At 41.1% G+C, this 21,611-nt stretch carries 19 protein-coding genes; 4 read left to right on the forward strand and 15 right to left on the reverse strand.

Annotation, left to right across the window (positions count from 1 at the left end):
* The 8 genes from G476_RS0114040 to sppA form a co-directional block, all read right to left on the reverse strand.
* On the reverse strand, nucleotides 1-942 hold the full coding sequence (locus tag G476_RS0114040; RefSeq protein ID WP_026690665.1) for a 3'-5' exoribonuclease YhaM family protein: 942 nt from the start codon (nucleotides 940-942) through the stop codon (nucleotides 1-3).
* 269 nt (nucleotides 943-1,211) lie between these two features.
* Nucleotides 1,212-2,399 (reverse strand): acetate kinase, encoded by a 1,188-nt coding sequence (locus G476_RS0114045; RefSeq protein ID WP_026690666.1) that lies wholly within the window; start codon nucleotides 2,397-2,399, stop codon nucleotides 1,212-1,214.
* A 326-nt stretch (nucleotides 2,400-2,725) separates the two neighbouring features.
* On the reverse strand, nucleotides 2,726-3,727 hold the full coding sequence (locus tag G476_RS0114050; protein WP_026690667.1) for a class I SAM-dependent methyltransferase: 1,002 nt from the start codon (nucleotides 3,725-3,727) through the stop codon (nucleotides 2,726-2,728).
* Nucleotides 3,728-3,849: 122 nt separating this feature from the next.
* Nucleotides 3,850-4,350, reverse strand: a complete 501-nt coding sequence (tpx, locus tag G476_RS0114055) for a thiol peroxidase (RefSeq protein ID WP_026690668.1) — start codon at nucleotides 4,348-4,350, stop codon at nucleotides 3,850-3,852.
* Nucleotides 4,351-4,538: 188 nt separating this feature from the next.
* Nucleotides 4,539-4,997, reverse strand: a complete 459-nt coding sequence (gene ytfJ / locus G476_RS0114060; RefSeq protein WP_026690669.1) for a GerW family sporulation protein — start codon at nucleotides 4,995-4,997, stop codon at nucleotides 4,539-4,541.
* Nucleotides 4,990-5,676: a DUF2953 domain-containing protein gene (locus G476_RS0114065; protein ID WP_026690670.1), complete on the reverse strand. Its 687-nt coding sequence runs from the start codon at nucleotides 5,674-5,676 to the stop codon at nucleotides 4,990-4,992. Before G476_RS0114065 ends, ytfJ begins: the two co-directional genes overlap by 8 nt.
* 127 nt (nucleotides 5,677-5,803) lie before the next feature.
* Complete coding sequence (locus G476_RS22075) at nucleotides 5,804-6,385, reverse strand: RDD family protein (RefSeq protein WP_084405746.1); 582 nt, start codon at nucleotides 6,383-6,385, stop codon at nucleotides 5,804-5,806.
* An 11-nt stretch (nucleotides 6,386-6,396) separates the two neighbouring features.
* Nucleotides 6,397-7,395, reverse strand: a complete 999-nt coding sequence (gene sppA, locus G476_RS0114075) for a signal peptide peptidase SppA (protein WP_026690671.1) — start codon at nucleotides 7,393-7,395, stop codon at nucleotides 6,397-6,399.
* Nucleotides 7,396-7,770: 375 nt separating this feature from the next.
* On the opposite strand from sppA, the gene G476_RS0114080 reads away from it, so the two are divergent.
* On the forward strand, nucleotides 7,771-8,568 hold the full coding sequence (locus G476_RS0114080) for an NAD kinase (protein WP_026690672.1): 798 nt from the start codon (nucleotides 7,771-7,773) through the stop codon (nucleotides 8,566-8,568).
* Between the two features lie 56 nt (nucleotides 8,569-8,624).
* Here the strand turns inward: G476_RS0114080 and G476_RS0114085 are convergent, their stop codons facing one another.
* From G476_RS0114085 to G476_RS0114100, 4 genes are all read right to left on the reverse strand, one after another.
* The gene (locus G476_RS0114085; protein ID WP_026690673.1) at nucleotides 8,625-10,220 is read right to left on the reverse strand and encodes an amidohydrolase; all 1,596 of its coding nucleotides are present in this window, start codon (nucleotides 10,218-10,220) and stop codon (nucleotides 8,625-8,627) included.
* Nucleotides 10,221-10,425: 205 nt separating this feature from the next.
* Nucleotides 10,426-10,629, reverse strand: coding sequence for an alpha/beta-type small acid-soluble spore protein (locus G476_RS0114090; protein WP_026690674.1), 204 nt, complete (start codon nucleotides 10,627-10,629; stop codon nucleotides 10,426-10,428).
* A 134-nt stretch (nucleotides 10,630-10,763) separates the two neighbouring features.
* The gene (thiI, locus tag G476_RS0114095; protein ID WP_026690675.1) at nucleotides 10,764-11,981 is read right to left on the reverse strand and encodes a tRNA uracil 4-sulfurtransferase ThiI; all 1,218 of its coding nucleotides are present in this window, start codon (nucleotides 11,979-11,981) and stop codon (nucleotides 10,764-10,766) included.
* On the reverse strand, nucleotides 11,981-13,123 hold the full coding sequence (locus G476_RS0114100; RefSeq protein WP_026690676.1) for a cysteine desulfurase family protein: 1,143 nt from the start codon (nucleotides 13,121-13,123) through the stop codon (nucleotides 11,981-11,983). The genes thiI and G476_RS0114100 overlap by 1 nt, the downstream gene beginning before the upstream one ends.
* A 281-nt stretch (nucleotides 13,124-13,404) precedes the next feature.
* Here G476_RS0114100 and brnQ point away from each other — a divergent pair, with 281 nt between their 5' ends.
* Entirely contained in the window at nucleotides 13,405-14,715 is a 1,311-nt protein-coding gene (gene brnQ / locus G476_RS0114105; protein WP_026690677.1) for a branched-chain amino acid transport system II carrier protein, read from the forward strand.
* Nucleotides 14,716-15,131: 416 nt separating this feature from the next.
* Here the strand turns inward: brnQ and ezrA are convergent, their stop codons facing one another.
* Nucleotides 15,132-16,835: a septation ring formation regulator EzrA gene (ezrA, locus tag G476_RS0114110; RefSeq protein ID WP_035186546.1), complete on the reverse strand. Its 1,704-nt coding sequence runs from the start codon at nucleotides 16,833-16,835 to the stop codon at nucleotides 15,132-15,134.
* Nucleotides 16,836-17,061: 226 nt separating this feature from the next.
* Here ezrA and hisJ point away from each other — a divergent pair, with 226 nt between their 5' ends.
* Entirely contained in the window at nucleotides 17,062-17,889 is an 828-nt protein-coding gene (gene hisJ, locus G476_RS0114115; protein ID WP_026690679.1) for a histidinol-phosphatase HisJ, read from the forward strand.
* Here the strand turns inward: hisJ and refZ are convergent.
* Entirely contained in the window at nucleotides 17,881-18,525 is a 645-nt protein-coding gene (refZ, locus tag G476_RS0114120; protein ID WP_026690680.1) for a forespore capture DNA-binding protein RefZ, read from the reverse strand. The genes hisJ and refZ overlap by 9 nt on opposite strands.
* Before the next feature lie 154 nt (nucleotides 18,526-18,679).
* On the opposite strand from refZ, the gene G476_RS0114125 reads away from it, so the two are divergent.
* The gene (locus G476_RS0114125; RefSeq protein ID WP_026690681.1) at nucleotides 18,680-19,159 is read left to right on the forward strand and encodes a GAF domain-containing protein; all 480 of its coding nucleotides are present in this window, start codon (nucleotides 18,680-18,682) and stop codon (nucleotides 19,157-19,159) included.
* A 64-nt stretch (nucleotides 19,160-19,223) separates the two neighbouring features.
* Here G476_RS0114125 and G476_RS22940 read toward each other — a convergent pair whose 3' ends face one another.
* Nucleotides 19,224-21,518: a sensor domain-containing diguanylate cyclase gene (locus G476_RS22940; protein WP_051314811.1), complete on the reverse strand. Its 2,295-nt coding sequence runs from the start codon at nucleotides 21,516-21,518 to the stop codon at nucleotides 19,224-19,226.
* Between the last annotated feature and the right edge of the window lie 93 nt (nucleotides 21,519-21,611).

Below are 21,611 nucleotides of genomic sequence, written 5' to 3' on the forward strand. Positions count from 1 at the left end.
TTAGTGGTCTGTCTTCATTTTCCGCTTGAACATCGGATGGTACTGCCAACCGTCTTCACTTTGCCCTTTGGTCATCTGAAGGGCATTGAGCTTTGCATCCATTTCTTCGATTGCATTAAAAAAGATCGATTCAGGCATTTTCCCTGAGACAGCACTTCCCAGTCCTTTATCCATATCTCCAAATTGACTTAATATGCAGTGCTTTAGAGCTACTACTTCCTCATGCTGAGCTGAAAATCCTGCTTCAAAGGCGGCTTCATTAATCATTTCTACACTTAGTACTAGGTGCCCCATCAGTTGACCTTCATCTGAATACTCTGGCGTGATGGCATCGTGAATCGTTCTTGTTTTACCGATATCATGAAGAAGACACGTGGTTAAAAGTAAGTCTTTGTTCAAATGAGGGTAAACAGGTAGAAGCTGCAAGGTACTATGACATAGAGATACAACATGCTCTAATAAACCGGCATAATAAGCATGATGCATCACCTTAGACGCTGGAATCGTCGTAAAGGCTTCTCGGACTTCTTTGTTACCAAAAATCTTTCTTATGATGGCTGCATACACATCGTGATGAATATCGTCGATGACCATTCTTAAGTCCTGCCACAATTCTTCTCTTGATGTAGTCGACTTTTGAACAAGACTTTGGATATCGATGTTGTCCTCTTCATTCGCAATTCTCACTCGATTGATTTGAAGTTGTTTTTTTCCTCTGAAGTGTCTTACGGTACCATCTATCTTTAGAATGGTTTTTCGATTAACTGCATTTTTTTGTTGCTCTGTTACATCCCACATCTTTGAAGGAATCGTCCCCGACTCATCCCCTAATAGAAGATCAATGTATTCGTCTCCATTTGCAGCTACTCGTACTTCACGTTCTTTTACGAGGAAAAAACCTACAAGACGTTCTCCTTCTTGGACGCTTGCGATTGTTTTCATGTTCAGCGTTCTCCTCTCCGCTTCCGTTGTTGCTATCTTTTATTATACTATTTCACCGATGAAGAAATGTAGTCCCTTTATTTTAATGGTGACTTCACTCCCCACTTTGTAGCGGGATAGGGTACCGTTACTATTTGGTCTATTTCAATGTCGATAAGGAAATGGTTGAGCACTGGACTGCCCTTCCTTTTCCGCGGCAGTTCAGTGCTCAACCTTTCAAAGGTATAAAAAACAACCGGAGCCACAAAGGTTCCGGTTGTTAAATGAAATTATTGAGTTAAGCGCACTGTGTCTCGTGCAATCATAACTTCTTCGTTTGTTGGAATGACAATAACTTTAACTGGAGAGTGTGGGTAGTTAATAAACGCTTCTTCACCACGAACTTTGTTAAGTGAAGGGTCCCAATACACGCCCATGAACTCAAGGCCTTTTAGAACCGCAGCACGAATGGTGTCACTGTTCTCACCAATTCCAGCTGTAAAGATGATCGCATCAAGACCGTGCATACGAGCAGCATACGATCCAATGTATTTGTGAATACGAGATGTGAACACGTTCATAGCAAGTTCAGCACGCTCGTTTCCTTCATCCGCACTTGTTTCGATGTCACGAAGGTCACTTGAAAATCCTGAAAGGGCAAGCATTCCACTCTTCTTGTTTAGTACTTGAATAACTTCTTCAGCACCCATGCCTGTCTTCTCCATAATGTAAGGGATAAGAGCAGGGTCGATGTTACCAGAACGAGTTCCCATTGTTACACCTGCAAGTGGAGTGAATCCCATGGACGTATCAATGGATTTGCCACCATCGATTGCCGCAATACTTGCTCCATTCCCTAAGTGGCAAGAAAGAAGGCGTAATTGGTCGAGTGGACGGCCCAGTATCTCTGCCGCACGCTCAGATACGTACTTATGGCTTGTCCCGTGGAATCCGTATTTACGAATACCATAGTTCTCATAGTACTCATATGGCAAGCTGTAAAGGTAAGACTGTTTAGGCATCGTTTGGTGGAAAGCCGTATCAAAAACTGCAACAGCAGGTACGTTAGGGAGAACTTCCTTAAACGCACGGATACCAACTAGGTTTGCCGGGTTGTGAAGAGGTGCCAGCTCAGATACTTCTTCAATACCTTGTGTAACTTCGTCCGTAATCACAACAGAATCGTTGAATTTCTCTCCACCGTGAACGACACGGTGACCAATTCCATCAATCTCATCAAGAGATTGAATAATATTATGTGTAGTAAGCTTGTCGAGAAGAATCTTAACCGCTTGAGCGTGATCTTCAAGATCAAGAATATCTTTTTTCTTTTCACCGTCTACTTCAATGGTAAAAATGGAATCATTTAAGCCAATTCGCTCTACAACGCCTTTTGTTACAACAGTTTCTTCAGGCATCTCAAGCAATTGAAACTTCAAGGATGAGCTTCCTGCATTAATAGCAATTATTTTTGACATACATAAACCGCTCCTTCTTTTCCCTATTCTCGTTGAACAGGTGTTACTATGCAACGACAAAACGAGGTGTTTCTCTCATTTAGTCTTGTTGTTATATTTTCACCATCACATATTAAACCACTTCAAACCGGATATTGCAAGCCCCTGTATTACTAAAATCGCAACACAGGACTATAACACATCATCTTCATCTTAACCTTTATCAGGGAACAAACTGCGTCCCAACTACTTTTATACTGTATCCGTTCAACCAACAAATTATGAAACATCTTAGCCAGCTGAAAAAATGAAATTTTTATTACAAAAAAGTAAGCGCATACCTCAGTCTATTGTTCTTTTTTCAAGTGGGAAGAAAACCAATCATCAATGTTTTTAACCATGTCCCTAAGGGCGGATTTATTTGTGAACGAAGGCATTTCAGCCAGTAATGCTTGCCTTGGAGGAACAATCCCTTCTCCTCGTTTACGAACAATAAAAATGCTCTTCGCTTGTTGTTCGTTTTTAAACATGGACTTTGGCAGTTGAAGAAGGGAATATATGATCGCCTCTTTCTTCAAGTACGTGTGCAACGAGTCTGCTTCTTCACTTTCAAATAAGAAGTTTGGAATAAGGAAGAAACAAAAACCACCAGGCTTAACGTGATTCAGGCTTTGTTCCATCAATAGGTGATGAACAAATGAATGTCCTGACTTACTCTTAAGTTCATACTCTGATGCTTTTTTATCATCGGGATAAAACCCTACAGGGAGATCTGAAACGACAACATCCACATTTTTAACGTATGCGGTAGCCACGCTGTCTTGATGAAACAGATCAACATCTTTTTGTTGCATATTGGCATTCACGTATGCAAGCTTAATCAACGTTTCATCAGCATCTCCACCAATGGCATGAAATTGTCCTTTTGCTTGATTCATCACGCCAGTTAACAGATTAGCAGACCCTACGGCCGGGTCCATAAGTACGTGAGTTTTGTTTTTATCTTTTAGGACCTGCTCTACCAAGTGTCCCATGAACAAGCTTACAGCATCCGGTGTGATAGCATGATGAGGTTGAGTCGCTTCTTTCATCCCTTTAAGCACAGCCAGTTGAAATGCTTTTCGAATCTCTTCCGGCTTTAAGGAATCCATTTTCGGCGACGACTGAATTGCACCTACTAGCTCTTCTTGCTTTCCATCCGGTAGGGTAACAGTCGACTCCCCTGTCATGATGGATTCACCTGCTTCGCACAAGGCCTCCAAGTATGGTAGGTCTGTTACTTGTTGTATGATTTCAGCCACCTTATCCATGGCTGTATATAACTTTTCTGTATTTGTTTCTGCTTGCATCACTTAGTTCCACTCCTATCGTTCTTATCTTTTCCATTTGTTCATTTTAACAGACGTGTTTATTAGCGCAAGAAAAAGAAGCCGGCATCGTCCATTGATGCCGGCTTCTTTTAGCAGAGTAATTATTGAGCTTTTTTTGCCGCATCTAGAGCAGCGTCGTAATCCGGGTGGTTCGTAACTTCAGGTACGTATTCAGCATAGGTAATTGTGTCGTTTGCATCCACTACAAAGATGGAACGAGATAACAAGCGAAGTTCTTCGATCGCCACACCATATGCTTTACCAAAGCTTAAGTCACGGTGGTCAGATAGGACTTGAAGGTTTTCAATCCCTTCAGCAGCACACCAGCGCTTTTGAGCAAATGGTAAGTCTACACTGATTGTAAGGATCTCAACATTGTCTAATTGTCCTGCTTCTTCGTTAAAACGACGTGTCTGTTGCTCACATACTCCCGTATCAATAGATGGTACAACACTAATGAGTCGAACCTTTCCTTTGCTGTCTGACAGCTTCACTTCTGAAAGGTCATTGGCTAAAACAGTAAAATTCGGTGCTGTGTCTCCAACTGAAACGTGGGATCCAAGTAATGTAACTGGTTTTTCTTTAAATGTTACTTGTGCCATGTTAAGCCTCCTCATTTAATTACACTTGAAAGAGAGAAAACTGAACTCTTTAAGTGCCTTTTCATTCACTCTTAAGATACATACATAAAATACCACACATCGTGGCCTCTTAAACAGTGATAACCCTTATATAATCAAAATAACATAAGAAAGCCTCGCAAGCATCCTTCCTGCGAGGCCGTTCCATTTTAAAAATCAAGTGATTCGCCGCTTTGAGTGGAATTGTTATTCTTTGGGCGATTTCCGGAACCTGAATGATTATTTTGCTGCATCATCTGTTGGATCTTATCCACTACTTGTGGCGCTAAATCAAACAGCTTTTCATACAAGTGCGTGCTTTGGTCCAAGTGAACCATCTTCACCCCTTGAGGATTCACAATCAAGAAAGCAATAGGTGTAATGGACACGCCACCCCCACTACCGCCTCCAAATGGATGTTTCTCTTCACGATCGCCATGACTGCCACGAGTTTCTACGATAAACTCACTTCCTCCAGCTGCAAAACCAAACCCAACTTTACTTACAGGCATGATCACGCCACCATCAGGTGTTTCTACAGGGTCACCTACGATCGTATTGACATCAACCATTTCCTTCAAATTCTCCATGGCTGTTTTCATTAACCCTTGAATTGGATGTTCAGACATTCATATCCCTCCTCTGTTCAGATCCTTTTTTAAGCTTAAAAGGTCTTCCATTTCTCCAGTGTCGGTACACTTTGATGGTTCCGAGAATAGCATTCCCGATTCGGAAAGATAACATGCATTTCAATTCTGTCCTTGATATTGCTTGATTAAATACAGGCTGAATAGCTAATTCCGGGAGAGAACGAACCTTAAAATAGTTACCAATTAAACCAACAACATTTCCTTTAATCCCCCACAAGACTCCTCCGATACTTCCGGTCAATGCAGCATCCGAAGTTCCTACAACCGACTTCCATGAAAACTGATTAATGGATACAGTGGCTAAAAAATGACGCAGAATCGTGTGAAAACCTAGCACATGAGTAAGGAATTCATTAAACTGCCTCATGTCATATACAAAATCATGTATGGACATTTTTTCGTTCGTTTCTTCATGTCCTGCCGAAGAATCTTCTTCTTCCTGCATCACAATTGTCGGTGTTTCTTTGTCCACCGAAATGACGGGAATTGTATATGTGTACCTAAATACTTTCCAGAGAATCGTTTTTATTTTCAACTCGTCATTATCTCCATCGTGAAAATAATTGATGTGTACGTGTAAGTTCGAAAAGAATAGCAATGTAAAAATGAAAATGCCAAAAATACCAAGGATACCAACAATCCACCACAACCATGTCAAAGAACACACCTCCGCAACCAAAGTATAACTACCGAAAATATAATTTTATGTTTTAAGTGCCCTTTTAAGTATCGACAAGGACCAAGAAAATAAACCTGCCCAATAGGACAGGTTTACTTTAAATATTTTATGATCGTCTGCTTTTTCTAGGCTCTAACACCACAACTGTATCAGCAAACTTGTCATGAATACCTTGTTTACGACCATCAAAACCGATAACCACATAAAGAACATTCGTAATCACCAATGACCTGTGTATGAAACGTCCTGCAACTTCACGAATAAGCACGTCTCCCCACGTCAGCTTACCGTGTTTAACAGATATAACAGAGAGGCCGAATATGAGCTTCCCTAATGTTTGGCCAAGTATCTTCGTCATAATGGTAAAATAACTATACGTAATGATCGCACTGACTAAACCGGCTAGTGAATAAATACCAAATGTGAGGCCATCCAGTCCGATAAAAACAAGAGCCCCTCCAACAATGAGGCCATTTAAGCTAGCAACGATGATGAGATCCACTAAGTACGCCCAAAACCTCATCCAAAACCCACCATAATAGACAGGCTCTGATGAAAACGTTACTTCTTCCTTTTCTTCATGGACGGGACCGAATGGATCATCCTCAACCACTTCTTGATCGTTCTTTACGACTTCAGTGTCAGTTAACTGGTCTTCTTCTTTTTCAAATTCTCGATTATCACTCATTTAACCACACCTCAATTCGTATATAGATACATCAGGCGAGGTGCATGAGACTGATGAATCCATTCTTTCATAGAATACATTGAAAGCTGATCACCAAATACGGATTGAGCCGTAGCTCCAAATAACGACGGAAATCCAAGTGGCTGACGATATTCAACTACGTCGATATCCCCTTTACCAATGTCTTCTCTGAACGCTTCAATGACATCGTCTAAATCTCCAAGTCCATCAACCAGGTCTGCCTCGTACGCTTGATTTCCTGAATAGATTCTACCATCCGCAAGCTCTTCAACTTGACTTCTTGGCATGTCACGGCCATCTGCAATGATATCTACGAAACGCTCGTAAGACTCATCAATGAGGTCTTGAAGAATCTGTCTTTCATCATCTGTCATTTCTCTTGTTGCTGACATGATGTCTTTATATGGACCGCTTTTAATTACTTCTGATTGAATGCCCAAGTCCTCGGCCAGTTCCGCTACGTTCAAGGACTGCATAATAACTCCAATCGATCCGGTGATCGTTTGAGGGTGAGCATACACTTGGGCAGCTGGTGCAGCAATATAATAGCCACCGCTCGCAGCCATACTTTGCATGCTAATGTAAACGTCTTTCCCGTGTTCCTCTTGAATTTCAACAATCTTATCGTGGATTTGGTCGCTTTCCATTACGCCTCCACCTGGCGTATTCACGCTAATAATGATACCATCCACGCTACCATCAGTTGCTGCAGCATCGAGTTGTTTTAAAAAACGATGATGATTATACGTTGCGGATTCAAATAAAGACGGGGCATCATAACTACTTTGGATTACTCCGTTTAAGTGCACCACTACAATCTTTCCGTTTCCATTTCCTCTTTCAAGGATGTGTTCGTCCACATCGTACTCTTCCCCTGCAAAAAGATTGTCCCAATCTGTTGAAAAGGCACTTAAAGCTAGGGTAAAGAAACTTGATCCAATAAATAGTGCTACAGCAATACCAACTGCAACCCAGCGTTTTCCACTCATCTTAAAACCTCCATTATTTATGTTTTGGTACGAGCCTGACAAAAGTAAGTGTTTAAAGTAGCATCCGAACCATTTGCTAACAGAGCAGATGAACTATACGAAGGCCACCTGCAGTGTACATAGCACAAGGAGGCTCAGTCGCTTCACGCAGAAAGCGAAGTATAGTTCAGTAGCGGCTTTTTGCACCGCATACCATTGTTCGGATTTAAAAACACTTCTGTCCAGCCTCTTCTTCCTCTATCCCTTTATCTCCGTTAAAGGAATAGGACAAATTCCGACTTTCTTGAAGGATTTCTTCTTCTTATAAAGAAATTAAGTAATGACAGGGTAAACTACATCACACACCTGTAGCATTCACAGAAAGGAAGATCCATCATGCCAGAGAGAAGAAATGTTTACCTTCACTATGTAGAAGAAGAAAAAACAAAAGAAAAAGTCGAACGCCTCAAAGAAATCGGCAGAAACAACAACTTCCGCCTTGTTGATAACGTTAAAGATGCCAATATCATTGCCAGTATCGGTGGTGACGGTGCCTTTTTGCAATCTCTTAGACGTACGGATTTCCAAGAAGATTGCTTATACCTTTCCATTAACGACGGTCACCTAGGTTTTTATTCCGACTTTGACCTCGAAGACTTGGAATCCATTGAACAAGCCATGCAAAGAGATATGATTGAAGTTCTTCGATACCCTGTACTTGAAGTTACGATTGATGGGCAAAAAGGTTTCTATTGTTTGAATGAATGCTCCATCCGTTCCAACGTTATAAAAACCTTCGTCGTCGATGTGTTTATTGACGATCTTCATTTTGAAACGTTTCGTGGAGACGGCCTCGTCATTTCAACTCCAACAGGAAGTACAGCTTATAACAAATCATTAAAAGGGGCGATCGTTGACCCCCGCCTTGTTTCCATGCAGTTGACGGAAATGGCCTCCCTAGATAACAACAATTACCGTACACTCGGATCTCCGTTGTTATTAAGTGGCGATCGTGAGCTTGTCCTTCGTGTCGTTCAAGATGGGAATGACCATCCAATCATGGGTGTCGACAATGAAGCATTAAGCATTCGCCACAGTAAAGAGATCAAAGTAAAAGTCTCAGACCGTAAAATTAAGATGCTTAAGCTTAAAGATAACTCGTTCCTTCACAAAGTGAAGCGAAGTTTCTTGTAAGAGTATCAAGGGTGAGAGGATGATTCGTAGTTGCTACGAGTCATCCTTTCTTCTTTTTACTTCCCCTCGTACATAACGGAATTATCGACTACGGTTTTTTTCACTTTCACATCAAGCCACTCGTCAGGAGTCAGGTCAAAAAGATCTTGATCAAAAATCGTAAAGTCTGCTTTATATCCTTTTTCAATGAGTCCTGTTTCCGATTCTTTGGAAATGGCCTCAGCACTTCCAACCGTAAACAAGCGCAAGGCTTCAAATAGAGTTAGCTTTTCATTAGGATAGTAGCCTTCGTGACTTTGGCCGGGCTTTCTTCTTGTAACTGCAGCATGAACCCCAAGCAATGGATTTGGTGGTTCAATAGGTGCATCAGAACCCCCCGCACATTTAATACCCATATTTAAGTACGTATTCCAAGCAAAGGCGTATTCCAGTCTTTCAGAACCGAGTCTTTCTTCCACCCATGGAAAGTCAGATGCTACAAACCTTGGTTGAATGTCCAGCACGACAGGGAGCTTTTGTAACCTCTTCAAAAGATCCGGTGCCGTTACTTGAAGGTGTATGAGACGGTCTCTTTTCCCTTTAGGACACGGGTGTGCTTCGATGGCATCAAGAGCGTATTCCAAAGCAAGGTCCCCTATGGTGTGAATCGCAACAGGCATGTTCAACATCCGCGCCTCTTTTACAATATGACGAATCTTTTCTCTACTATAAATGGCAACTCCGCTTGTAGATGGGTCGTCGCTGTATGGCTGCCTCAATAAAGCTGTACGTCCCCCGAGGGCACCGTCTGCAAAGATTTTAACTGCTCCCATTTCAAGGGTGTTATTCAATCTTCCATAACTGAAGCCTCTCTCGTTTAGAAAAGCTGCCACTTCATGATGAACGAGTAGGTTCGCACGAAACTTTCTTTTCTCACCATCGATAATCTTGTGGAACGTTTGAATGGTAAGAAGGGAATCACCATAATAGTTCAGATCCTCCGTATGGGCACCGGTAAAGCCTTGTGACCACAAATCTTCCAATGAGTCGGACAAGGCACGCTCAAGATATGTACTGTCTATGCTCGGCATCACATCACGGACATACTCCTGTGCTTGGTCATGTAAATAACCGGACGGGAGTCCTTCTGTATCCTTTTCAATCAAGCCTCCCGGTGGGTTCGGCGTGTCTTTATGAATTTTGGCAAGTTCTAACGCATAAGAATTCACAAGCATCGCATGGCGACATACTCTTGTTAGCACAATCGGGTGCCTTGAAGTAACTTCATCCAATTCTGCCCTGTGAGGGACGACAGCTGGTGTGAACAGGTTTTCGTTGAACCCTTCTGCAATTAGCCACTCCCCTTCAGGAAGTTCCTTCGCTTTTTGTCTTAGTAGTTCCATCAGGGTGTTTACACTAGTGACTTCAGACAAGTCAAGGCGTTGTAGCTTTTCACCGTGCCCAATCATATGTAGGTGACTATCCACTAGTCCGGGGTAAATAACACCACCGGATACATCTTGGTAATCTGTAATACTCTCTTCGAACTTTCGTATAAGAGACTCTTTTTCCCCTACTTCTTGAATAATGCCGTTTTCAACGTAAACAGCTTCTTGGATGTCGTCTTCTGTACGTAAAGTTCGGACTTTTGCTCCGTACCAAAGTGTCCCCATTCCATCTCTCTCCCCTGTTGCAAAATGTCAGTTGAATCGTTTTGGGATAGTATTCCAATCCCACTCATCATACCCTTGTTTTTACCTAAAATCAATGAAGGTGCAAGGCATCATGTGAGGCATTTTTTTAGATGTTTGGCACCGCAAACATAAAAAGGGAGTATCGCCCGGATACCGGTGATACTCCCATCAGCCATAATATTTATTATTTTTGGTACCCGCCAAGTTGTTGCTCAGCTTGTTGAACTAGACGCTTAGTGATTTCTCCACCCACAGATCCGTTAGCGCGAGCAGTTGAATCCGGACCAAGTTCGACACCGAACTCTTGAGCGATCTCGTATTTCATTTGATCAAGAGCTTGTTGTACACCAGGGACTACTAATTGGTTAGAACTTCTGTTGTTTGCCATGTTTGTCACCTCCCTTGTAACAATAGAATGCTACAAGGTGAGAGATTACATGCACGGAGAAAATGACCAATTTGTGGTAAAAAGAAAAGCGTTTAACCCCTAGATGAAGACCCATTTTTTTTAACTAGTTGGTCTTAAAACAAGTCCTCAAATTCTTTATCCGTTTCTTCACTGGCAGAAAGCTTTTGCTTGTATGTTCTCTCCACTGCATCTTCAACCAAAGCATCGATTTCCAAGTTGCCTTCAAATCGATTGGCTTTTGTACGATTTGGCTTGGTCTTCGTTTGCGGTGGTAAAAAGATCGTACAACAATCTTCATAAGGTAGAATCGAAAGTTCATACGTATCAATCTTGTGTGCAATATCAATCACTTCTAACTTATCCATTGCCACAAGTGGCCTTAAAACAGGCATGGTCGTTACTTCATTGATCGTAAACATACTATCTAATGTCTGACTTGCTACTTGCCCCAAGCTTTCACCGTTCGCAAGAGCAAGTGCTTTATTATTTGCTGCCACCTTCTCAGCAATTCGAAGCATCACTCTTCGCATAATGGTCATTTCATACTCGCCTGGTACCACTTCATGAATTTTCTTTTGTGCCTCCGTAAAGGGAACGACATGTAATGTAATGTCCATACCGGCATAGCGAGAGAGGACCTTCGTCAAGTCTTTCACTTTTTGAAGGGCACGTTCATTTGTAAAAGGAGGGCTGTGAAAGTGAATTGCCTGTAAATCCACCCCGCGCTTTAGCATCTGATAACCGGCTACAGGGCTATCAATCCCCCCTGAAAGCATCAGCATCACTCTTCCTCCTGTTCCTATAGGAAGGCCACCTGGTCCTTTTACTGTTTTGCACGTAAGGTATGTCGCTTCTTGCCTTACCTCGACTTTCACTTCAACGTCAGGGTTATGAACATCCACTGTAATCTGGTCCGTATTTTGCAAGATGTGTGAGCCTAGTTCATAGTTCAATTTTTGCGATTGAACAGGAAACGTTTTGTCGATTCTTCTTGCTGACACTTTAAACGTTCCTACTTCATCAGGGAGAGCGTCTTTGATTGCAAAAAGGGCAGCCTCTTTAATTTCTTCGAGCTTATTATTCGTTTTTAAGGCCGGGCTAAGGGAATGAATACCGAACAAGTCTTTAAGAGTGTCCGAGACACCTTGTACATCTTCTCCATTTAGCTCTACAAACATGCGTCCAAATGATCGTTTTACTTTTACGTTCTCGAAATTTCTAAGAGCTGTTCTTACATTGAGTTGAAGTCGTTTTTCAAAGTGACTTCTGTTTTTTCCCTTTAAAGAAAGCTCAGCATAGCGGATTAAAATATGGTCATATACTGGTTGCATTACTTGTTTACCACCTTTAAAAGCGAAGGGATCATTTCCTTCGTGTAATCAATAAATGTAGACATTTCTTCTTCCGTGTTTTCAAAAGACAGAGACACTCTTACGCCACTCGCTGCCCGTTCATGAGAAAAACCACAAGCCAATAATACCCTGCTTGGTTCAGCAAACTTTGAGGAGCACGCGCTTTTTGTTGAGACGTAAATCCCTTTTTCACCGTATGATTGAACGAGAACTTCAGGTTTTAATCCTGGAACTGAAAAATTGACAATATGAGGTGCCCGCTCACTTGGGGTGTTCATATACACGCCGTCAACCGATTTTAATGCTTCTATTAACTTCTCCGTCATGCGGTATAAGTGATCGGTTTTCTCCCAGGCAGCTTCTTGAGTCATTCTCAACGCCTTTACCATGGCTGTCGCACCGGCCACATTTTCCGTTCCAGCTCTTAGTTGATGTTCTTGACTGCCCCCAGCAAACATAGGAGATAATTTCGTCCCTGACCTGGTGTATAGCATTCCCGACCCTTTTAAGCCGTGAAACTTATGTGAAGACAACGAACAAAAGTCGACGTTTGCCTTTTTAAGATCTAACGGCACTTTGCCAACACCTTGAACGTGATCCACATGGAAAAGGACTTTCGGATGTTCTTGTAGTATTTTACCAATAACTTCTATCGGATTAATCGATCCCAATTCGTTGTTCACATGAATTAAAGAAACAAGGGTTGTATCAGGTCTAATTGCTTTTTTTACATCTTCAATATGAACAATGCCGAACCGGCTCACAGGTAAGTATGTGACTGTAAACCCTTCTTGTTCCAGTTGTTTGAATGTTTCATAACTGGAAGCATGCTCGACTTCCGATGTGATCAAATGCTTTCCTCTTGATTGATGCTGATAAGCTGTTCCTTTAATTGCTAGATTATTGCTTTCTGTTCCACCGGAAGTGAACAACACCTCTTTAGGATGAACGCGAAGCAACGCAGCCGCACGTTCACGTGTTTGCACAAGAAGGCGCTCTGCTTGTTTACCCGCCGGGTGCAAAGACGATGGATTCCCAAAAAAATCGACAGTTGCTTTTACAAACGTATCTACAGCTTCCTTGTAGGGACGCGTTGTTGCACTGTTATCAAAATAAATCATTTATCGTTAACTCCTTTATAACAAGTGAATACTCTCCAACAGCTTATCATATCATAACTCTTAGTCTTTTTATTCTCAACAGCTAAAAACGCTCTTTTACAATACAAAATGTGAAACGTTCTTCCATATCGTTGACAATTTGCTTAAAACAGAAAAAATTCTTTTAATTTAAACTGTTTACAACATTCGACTTTATGATAAAATTACGTTTGGCTTTATCGCTTTAAAGCCCCAAGTCCATTATCTTCCAACATGAATGACGTTTCCAGGAGGTTTCACCTATGAATAAGAAAACGCTTACAACAAAAGAAACATTTACCATCGGTTTGATGATGTTTGCTTTGTTTTTAGGAGCAGGTAATCTAATCTTCCCTCCCGCACTAGGTCAAGAAGCAGGTTCATCAGTATGGACGGCCATACTCGGGTTCCTTGTAACCGGTGTAGGGCTACCGATCCTCGCAATCGTGGCTATCGCTAAATCTGGAGGGGATTTGCAGAAGGTATCAAATAAAGTGAGCCCTCAATTCGGTTTATTTTTTCCATTGGTTGTGTATTTAGCCATCGGACCTCTGTTTGGGATTCCTCGTACAGGTAGTGTTGCCTTTGAGATCGGGGCAACACCTTATACAGGTGAAGGTCTACAAACCACTTCGCTCTTTATTTTTACATTATTCTTTTTCGGAATCAGTTATTGGCTTTCTTTAAATCCTTCAAAGCTTGTTTCCAGAGTTGGTAAATACTTAACGCCTGCTTTGGTCGTTCTCCTCACCGTTCTTGCAGTAAATGGTTTCCTGAATCCTGTCGGAACAATCCAAGAACCTACTGAGAGCTACATGCAGTTCCCGTTTTTCAAAGGATTTCTTGAAGGTTACTTGACGATGGATGCAATCGCTGCTCTCGTGTTCGGTATTGTTGTGATCTCTAGAATGAAAGAACATGGGGTCGTTGAACCAAATGAAGTGGCAAGAAAGGCCGTTCATGTAGGGATTATTGCAGGAATCGGGCTTGCCCTTGTATACTTCTCACTATCTTATTTAGGAGCAACGAGTGTAAGTGAAATTGGCATGATGGAAAACGGCGGGCAAATCTTGACGGCCGTTTCAGGTATTCTTCTGGGTCAAGCAGGTGTCATTCTTCTTTCATTAGTCATTGTGATTGCTTGTTTGACGACTTCCGTCGGATTGATTTCCGCTTTCGGTGAATATTTGAAACGTGTTCTTCCGAGCATCCCTTATCCGCTTACAACAGGGATCATTGCTCTTTTCAGCTTGCTGATGGCAAACATGGGACTCACAAAACTCATTGCATTCTCTTTACCAATGCTCATTATGATATACCCTGTGGCCATTGTCTTAATTATCCTTGTTCTTACAGAGCAAGCCTTTAATAAAAGACGAGGTGTATTCATGGGAGCTGTCATTGGGGCTGCTCTAGTTAGTATTCCAGAAGGGTTTATTACTGCCGATATCCTAACCGCACCGTTAACATCCGTTCTCAGCCTTCTTCCGTTTTTCGAACTAGGCATCGGTTGGATCATCCCTGCGATTATTGGCGGCACCTTAGGCTACTTTGTTTCAGAAGATCGAGAATAGCGTAGTACATTCGAGGTACCCATGTAGTGAGCAATCACTTCATGGGTATTTTTTTAATAAATGAGGAGCTTGCAATGATTCTTCCTAACGAAGGAGTGGAATTCTTCCAATATTGAGCTTATTTCTTCCAAACAGAACGTTAATTCTGCCATAATGGTGATTATTTCTGCCAATCGGAACGTTATTTCTGCCTCGAGCCTCCCAAAATAAAAAAGAAAGCATTGAAAAAGTTAAAGACCAACTTTTTCAGTGCCTTTATTTGAATGGCAATGGCTCCACTCGGTTGCGCGCCTGATACGAGAAACCCACTCGTATCAGGCTTTCAAAACAGGCAACCGTTACGCTCATTGCTTAGAAGGGACTAAAAAAGTTAAAGACCAACTTTTTCAGTGCCTTCTAAAAAAACCGAGTGTGATTTACACACTCGGCTGTAATGTTTCTTCTTTTTGGACGTTTTCCAATACATTCGGGTCAATTGGTTTGATTGCTTTCAGGCTCATCTCCAGCGCTTCTTCATATTGATAATTTCGGAACGCTTCTTCGGACTGGAGCAACAAGATATTTAAGCGATCATTCTGCCTTCTGTAGCGGTTTCCATATTGGATCACCCGCTCGGCTAAGGTCGCTTTTTCAATCACATCATGTAAAATTGCCATTACGTTCTCGATATGATCATGGGCTTGATCTACGTGATGCGTCACCTCATCTATGGATAAGGGAACCTCATCTATCTTATTGGAAGCTTGTATGAAGTATTTTTCAGCCGTATCCATTTCCTCAAGAATATCCCTTGGCAACCCAGGAATGTTGCTTTTTTGAAGTTTTTTCTGACCGCTGATTAGCTTTTGTCTTAGATGTCTTAGTGTCTCTTCCGCTTTTCTTTCGTCACTTCTCATGTCTTCAAGAACTTCTTTAGCATAAAACAGGTCTCGTTCTCCGGCTTCAAGCTTCTCTTTAAACTCCGACACCATTTTTCTTAATGCAGTATAAGACTGCTTTTGGTTCTCGATATAATCTTCAATCATGACGAATTGCTGAAGCAGTTCTTTCACTGTTTTTTCAATTTTCAAATGTGATTTGTAGTCTTCTTCCGTTATACGGTAGCTCATTTTCACTTCTTCGGTTTCAACTAACAATTGACGGAAGGTCTCTGGAAGTAAGTCCACTCGCTTGGCTAATTCATGAACTTCCTGAGTAACAACTTGCTTAGAGAGTGCTTCATATTCAAGCGTTTCGTATATGCCCTCGATTTCGCTCTGAATATCTTGAATGGGCTCTTTTACTTCGTCTACTTTTACTTCTTCCAATAGAAGAAATAGCCCGTCCAACTCTTGTTTCATCTTCGTGATTTGGCTTCCAAAACTAAAGTGTTCAATAGCAAAGCCCTTTGCTTCCATCTCTTTTAAACCAAGGGACAGTTCAGTGAGTTGCTTTGGTAATTCCTTTTCCAATAAAACGAGATAAGGAGGAACGTCTTCGATTAAACGATTGATCTCTTTTAGAGATTCTTTCATTGCTTCAAGGGTCTCCCTTGCAAGAAGGTAATTCCCTTCAGTTGTCTGCTCTTGGAATACATCAAAGGAGCCATGAACTTCTTTCATCATCTGATCGAGCTTCAGGCCAGCTTCTCCTAGTGTACTTCGCTTCATCCAAAGCTTCTTCTTCGTTTCATCATAGTAATGTTGTACTTCGCTGATTTCTTCTCTGTTTCGTTCTTCACTTTCAACTAATTCATCAATCTCTTTAATCATGTTTTTCATATGGGTTTCAATTGCGGCTAGAGTATAATCGACTTCCACTAACAGCTTTTTCCCTTTTCTGAACCGGTACTTGTTCACTGACTCTTCAATATCAAATAATTTCTCTTCCACGTCAGGAAGCTGGTGTGTAACAATGTCATCCCACTCAGAACGCCAAGCTTCGAATCGTTGCTCCGTTTCTCCAGACATAGTCAGACCTTTAATTTTCGAGATTTCTTCTGTGACAGGCTCATTCATAATTTTCATTTTCCATTGTTCCAACCTGTCAACTTCTTTATAGATCTTCTTTCTTGAAAGCGCTCCAATAATGATTAAAATGATAATGATTCCAATAAGACTATATATGATTGCAGCTGTCATAGGAAACCTCCTCTGTATCTTGCGTTTGATTATGTATGTCATGTAAAAGACTGATTGAATTTGTCGAAAAAGCGCTACTGCTTGTTGCAGTTATCACTTATGTTCCTTATAATATCATGGAAAAATATATATTTGAGCGATTTTATTGGATTTTTTTTAGTTCTTTCTGACTTTTTTCTTTTTGTTGACAAAATCTGATCGATTTTTACAAAGGGGTGAACGATTGATGATTCAACACGACGGTCATGTACACAGCGCTTATTGTCCTCATGGGACAAGCGATTCTTTCGAAGACTATGTTCAAAGAGCAATAAAATTAGGATACAAAGGGATGACATTTACAGAACATGCCCCTTTACCTCCATCGTTTCAAGATCCTGTTCCAAATCAAGATAGTGCGATGCACCCAGACCACCTTAGATCGTATTTGGAAGAGCTTCAGGTCGTAAAAACGAAGTATAAAAATGAGATTGATATAAGAATCGGCCTAGAGGTAGACTACATTGACGGATTGGAAAGAGAGACCCGTTCGTTCTTGAATGATGTCGGGCCTTTTCTTGATGATGCCATTTTGTCCGTCCACTTTTTAAAGATAAATGATCATTATACATGCCTAGACTATTCACCGGACATGTTCTTACAAGCGGTTCATGACTGTGGTTCTCTCGAAGCCTTGTACAACCTCTATTTCAAAACAGTCTTGCAGTCTTCAAAAGCTGACTTGGGTCCATTTAAACCGAAACGGATTGGGCACATTACATTGGTCAGGAAATTCCAAAAGCGCTATCCCGTTTCATTTCCATATGTACCAAAGGTTTTGCCTATTTTAAAAGAAATAAAGAAACAAAACCAATCGCTCGACATAAACGGAGCCGGTTTCATCAAGCCCCTTTGTGACGAAAGCTACCCTTCCTTTGACGTTCTCAAAGAAGTAGAGGAATTAAATATTCCGTGTGTATACGGTTCAGACGCACATGCAACAAAACAACTCGGAACCGGAATCATTGCTATTCGTGATCGTGTAACATTAACATCACCAAAAGCCCTATCCTAAAGGACTCTCCTTTAGCTCTCTTGGAATCTCACCATTGAACAGTGGTGAGAGCCACCTCGTTATTTCTTGGTAGTAACGGCTTAAGAAGTGACCTTCATGAGGCATGAGATGATAGACCTCTCGTATATATTGCGGATGGAGAAAGGGTAGAATGAGCATCCCTCTAAATTGCAACACCCAATAATCATTTGGTGGGTGACGAAATTCCCCTTTCTCGTAGCCCGTTTTAATAATCTTTTTATATAGGGATTTTTCCTTTGTTAAATATGTGGTCATTAGTTCACGAACTAAAATCGTATCAAGTGTAATTTCTCTGTGGACGAACCGCGCCAAGTGGTGTCTTCTTTGCTGATAAGCCATGACGTCCCACATAGCAGACAAGAGCACCGCTCCAGCTCCGGTTTCGTCAATATGTTCGATGTGCCTCTCGATTGATTCAACAAACCCTTCCAGAAAGTCTGTCATTAAATGTTCCAACAAACCTTGTTTACTTCCAAAATAGTAAGAGATCAATGCGACATTTGCATCCGCTTTTGATGCTATATCTCTAACTGATGTTCCTGCATATCCTTGAACATTGAACAAATCAATGGCTGCCTTGATTACTTTTTCTTTTGAGGCCTTCCTTGATGGCACAAATGATCACTCCAGACATTAAACCAAATTTCCTTATTCTATCGTAATTCGAACAAAGCAGACAAAATTCCTGCAAAAACGCTAAGCCTTTCTTTTTCACGTCCTCTTTTATCTATGATATACTTTACAAAATTTCATTTCAGGAGGGTTCTACATGTTTGAATCTAGCACTTACCAAGGTTCTCTTGAGAATCAATATAACACGCTTATTACCCAGCTTAAGGGTCTTTTATATGACGAAGATGATTTAATTGCCAACTTAAGTAACGCTTCCGCTCTCCTCAACCAGTTTCTTTCAGATGTGAATTGGGTTGGTTTTTATTTATGGAAAGAAGACGAGCTTGTCCTAGGTCCGTTCCAAGGCCTTCCCGCTTGTGTTCGTATTAAGAAAGGAAAAGGCGTATGCGGCACAGCAGCTGAGAAGCAAGAAGTCATCCGAGTGGACGATGTCCACGCTTTTCCGGGGCACATTGCCTGTGATGCTGCATCGAAGTCCGAGATCGTCCTTCCACTTGTTAAAGATGGCAAGCTCATTGGCCTCCTTGACATTGATAGCCCTGTAAAATCCCGCTTCAGCCAAGAAGATGAGCTTCTTCTTACTCGTTTTACAGAAACACTTGTAAAACACATATAGTCTCTATCCCTTTACTACAAAAGCTGTACCAAAGGTATTAAACGACCTTATGGTACAGCTTTTATTATTCCTTCAATTCGCTTGCCAAGCGGACCTGACTTTTCCCAGAATTTTTTGCTAAATAAAGGGCACGATCAGCCATATTAAACAGTCGTATACGAGACTTTTCATCTCCATAGGACCACGTAGAAACCCCACATGAAATGGTGACTCGAGGATCTGTCTGTTCTTTTACTTTATTGTAAATCCGCTTAGCTACCTGCTCCGCTCTAGCCTCATCTACCTTTGGTAAGTAAAGGGCCATTTCCTCTCCGCCCCACCTCGCTGAAACATCGCGGTCTTTTGTATGTTCCTTTAACACCTTGGCTACTTGAATGAGCACCTCGTCCCCCACTTGATGTCCATATGTATCGTTAATGACTTTGAAATCATCAATATCCATAAGAATAAAGGAACCGAACGCATCACTTTCCATAGACTCTGTTAATTTTTCATCTAAGTACGCTCGTGTATAAAGCTTTGTCAAATAATCCCGAATCACCATTTCTCCAAGTTCTTCATGCAACATGGCATTCATGATTGCTAATGTGGAATGGTGGACGAGAGACTCGACTAACTTATAACTTTCAAACGAGAAGCCATACTCTTCTTTTTTCAGAAGAACAACAGCACCTTTAATCGTTTTATCATGGACCATCGGAATGACAATGATGGATTGAAACTCGAAAAACTCATTACTTTGAACACTTCCTTGTAACACACCATCTTCATTTAATTGATTGACATACGTTTTAAGTACATTCCTTACATCTAGCTGTTGAAACGCTTCCGTACTCCCATTTAAATACTCCATCTTTTCATCTTTATACATGACAAAGCCTACTTCATCGCAACGGAAGGACTCTAGGAAACTTGTACGCATGTATGCTAAAAGATCACGTAAATTAAGCTTAGAATTCAGCTTAGCTGCTGTTTTATTTATCATTTGAAGGTTCGTTATGTGCTCATTGGATTGTTCGTATAATCTGGCATTTTCTATTGCATTTCCACCAGTATCTGCAAACATTTGGATAAACCCTAACTCATCTGGTGAAAAAACAAGGTTAGCTGTAGATATCAATGTAAGGACTCCATATATGCTTTGCTTTCCTCTTAAAGGAACATATACATACGTGCTACTTGAAGAAAGACAATCCGTTACTTGGACTCGACCGGTAAGATATGCTTCTATTGCTAGACTATTGTCATCACTAATATCCAAAGGTTTCACTTGAAGCGAAACACCCTTCATATCAAGATCATGGGTGAGCAATAATTCTGATTCAAATGTAGGATACGCCTCATGTAACGAAAACACCATCTCCTTTAAAATCCCCCGCACATCCATAGAAGAATAGAATTTTTGGTTGACTTTAAGTAACAACTCATTACGCTTCTTTTCTTCAATCATCGAATTGTAATCAAGCAACCTTTTAATCCAAGGAGTAAATGCAGAAAGAAGTTCTGTTAATTCCGTCAAGTGTTTTAAGTGACATTCTCCTTCTTCTCGAAGCATAAGCAACATACCGAGTGTGGCATCTGTAGATGATATTGGTACGGCTACAAAATCATGATAGGTGTGGTCATTTTTAAATAAAGTCCTACCGCCTAAGTCTTGCTTGTTAACAATAGTGAACCCCTGCACCCTTTTTTCCCTAAACACCTCTGAGAAGATAGGTTCCGAAATTCCGTAGCTCGCATAATCCCATTGGGGGGTATCGGTTGTTTCAAACGGAAGATAAGCATTTAACGTATTGTCATACAAGTATAAAGCCAATGTACAATCTTCCATAAGCTCAGAGACCGTTAATAACAAACGTTTAGCAAATAAATGAAGGCTATGGTTATAATCTGTATCGGACAATACGTCAATGACGCGCTCATGAACACTTTCTCTGGTCGAGGCATATTGGTAGCGTCTGTTTGTTTCATCAAGTTGCATACTCATGGACACCGTTTGTTTAAAGCCGTGTAAGAAAGCTTTTACAGCAGATGCTTGGGGATGATCTAATGGAAGCAAAATGCCAAGGTAGCCATCCCAAACTCCTTCATCTTGGTTAATTGACACCGTAACAGCATCCACTTTATACCCTTTATATATGTATGGAAAGCCTTGCTCTCTATACTCGTCTTCTATTGAATTGAAAGCAAGGATCATTTCTCTGTCTAATGTTCCTAGTTCTTTCATCGTCCAAACCTTGCCTCTCTTATCAGCGATGAAAAGTATGGCCGGATCAAAAAGGTCAATAAATGAGGATTCTTCTTTTTCATTAATGATATAATAGAAGATCTTTGAGAAATTTATTGACTTTGTGGGCATTTGATTCACCTCCGAATACACATCCATTTACCCATGCTCATAGTCATTATACCCTTGATTCAACGATTTGCACTTTTTTAATCTAAGTTTTTC

This window comes from Alteribacter aurantiacus DSM 18675, from assembly GCF_000429705.1.
Lineage (GTDB): Bacteria > Bacillota > Bacilli > Bacillales > Salisediminibacteriaceae > Alteribacter > Alteribacter aurantiacus.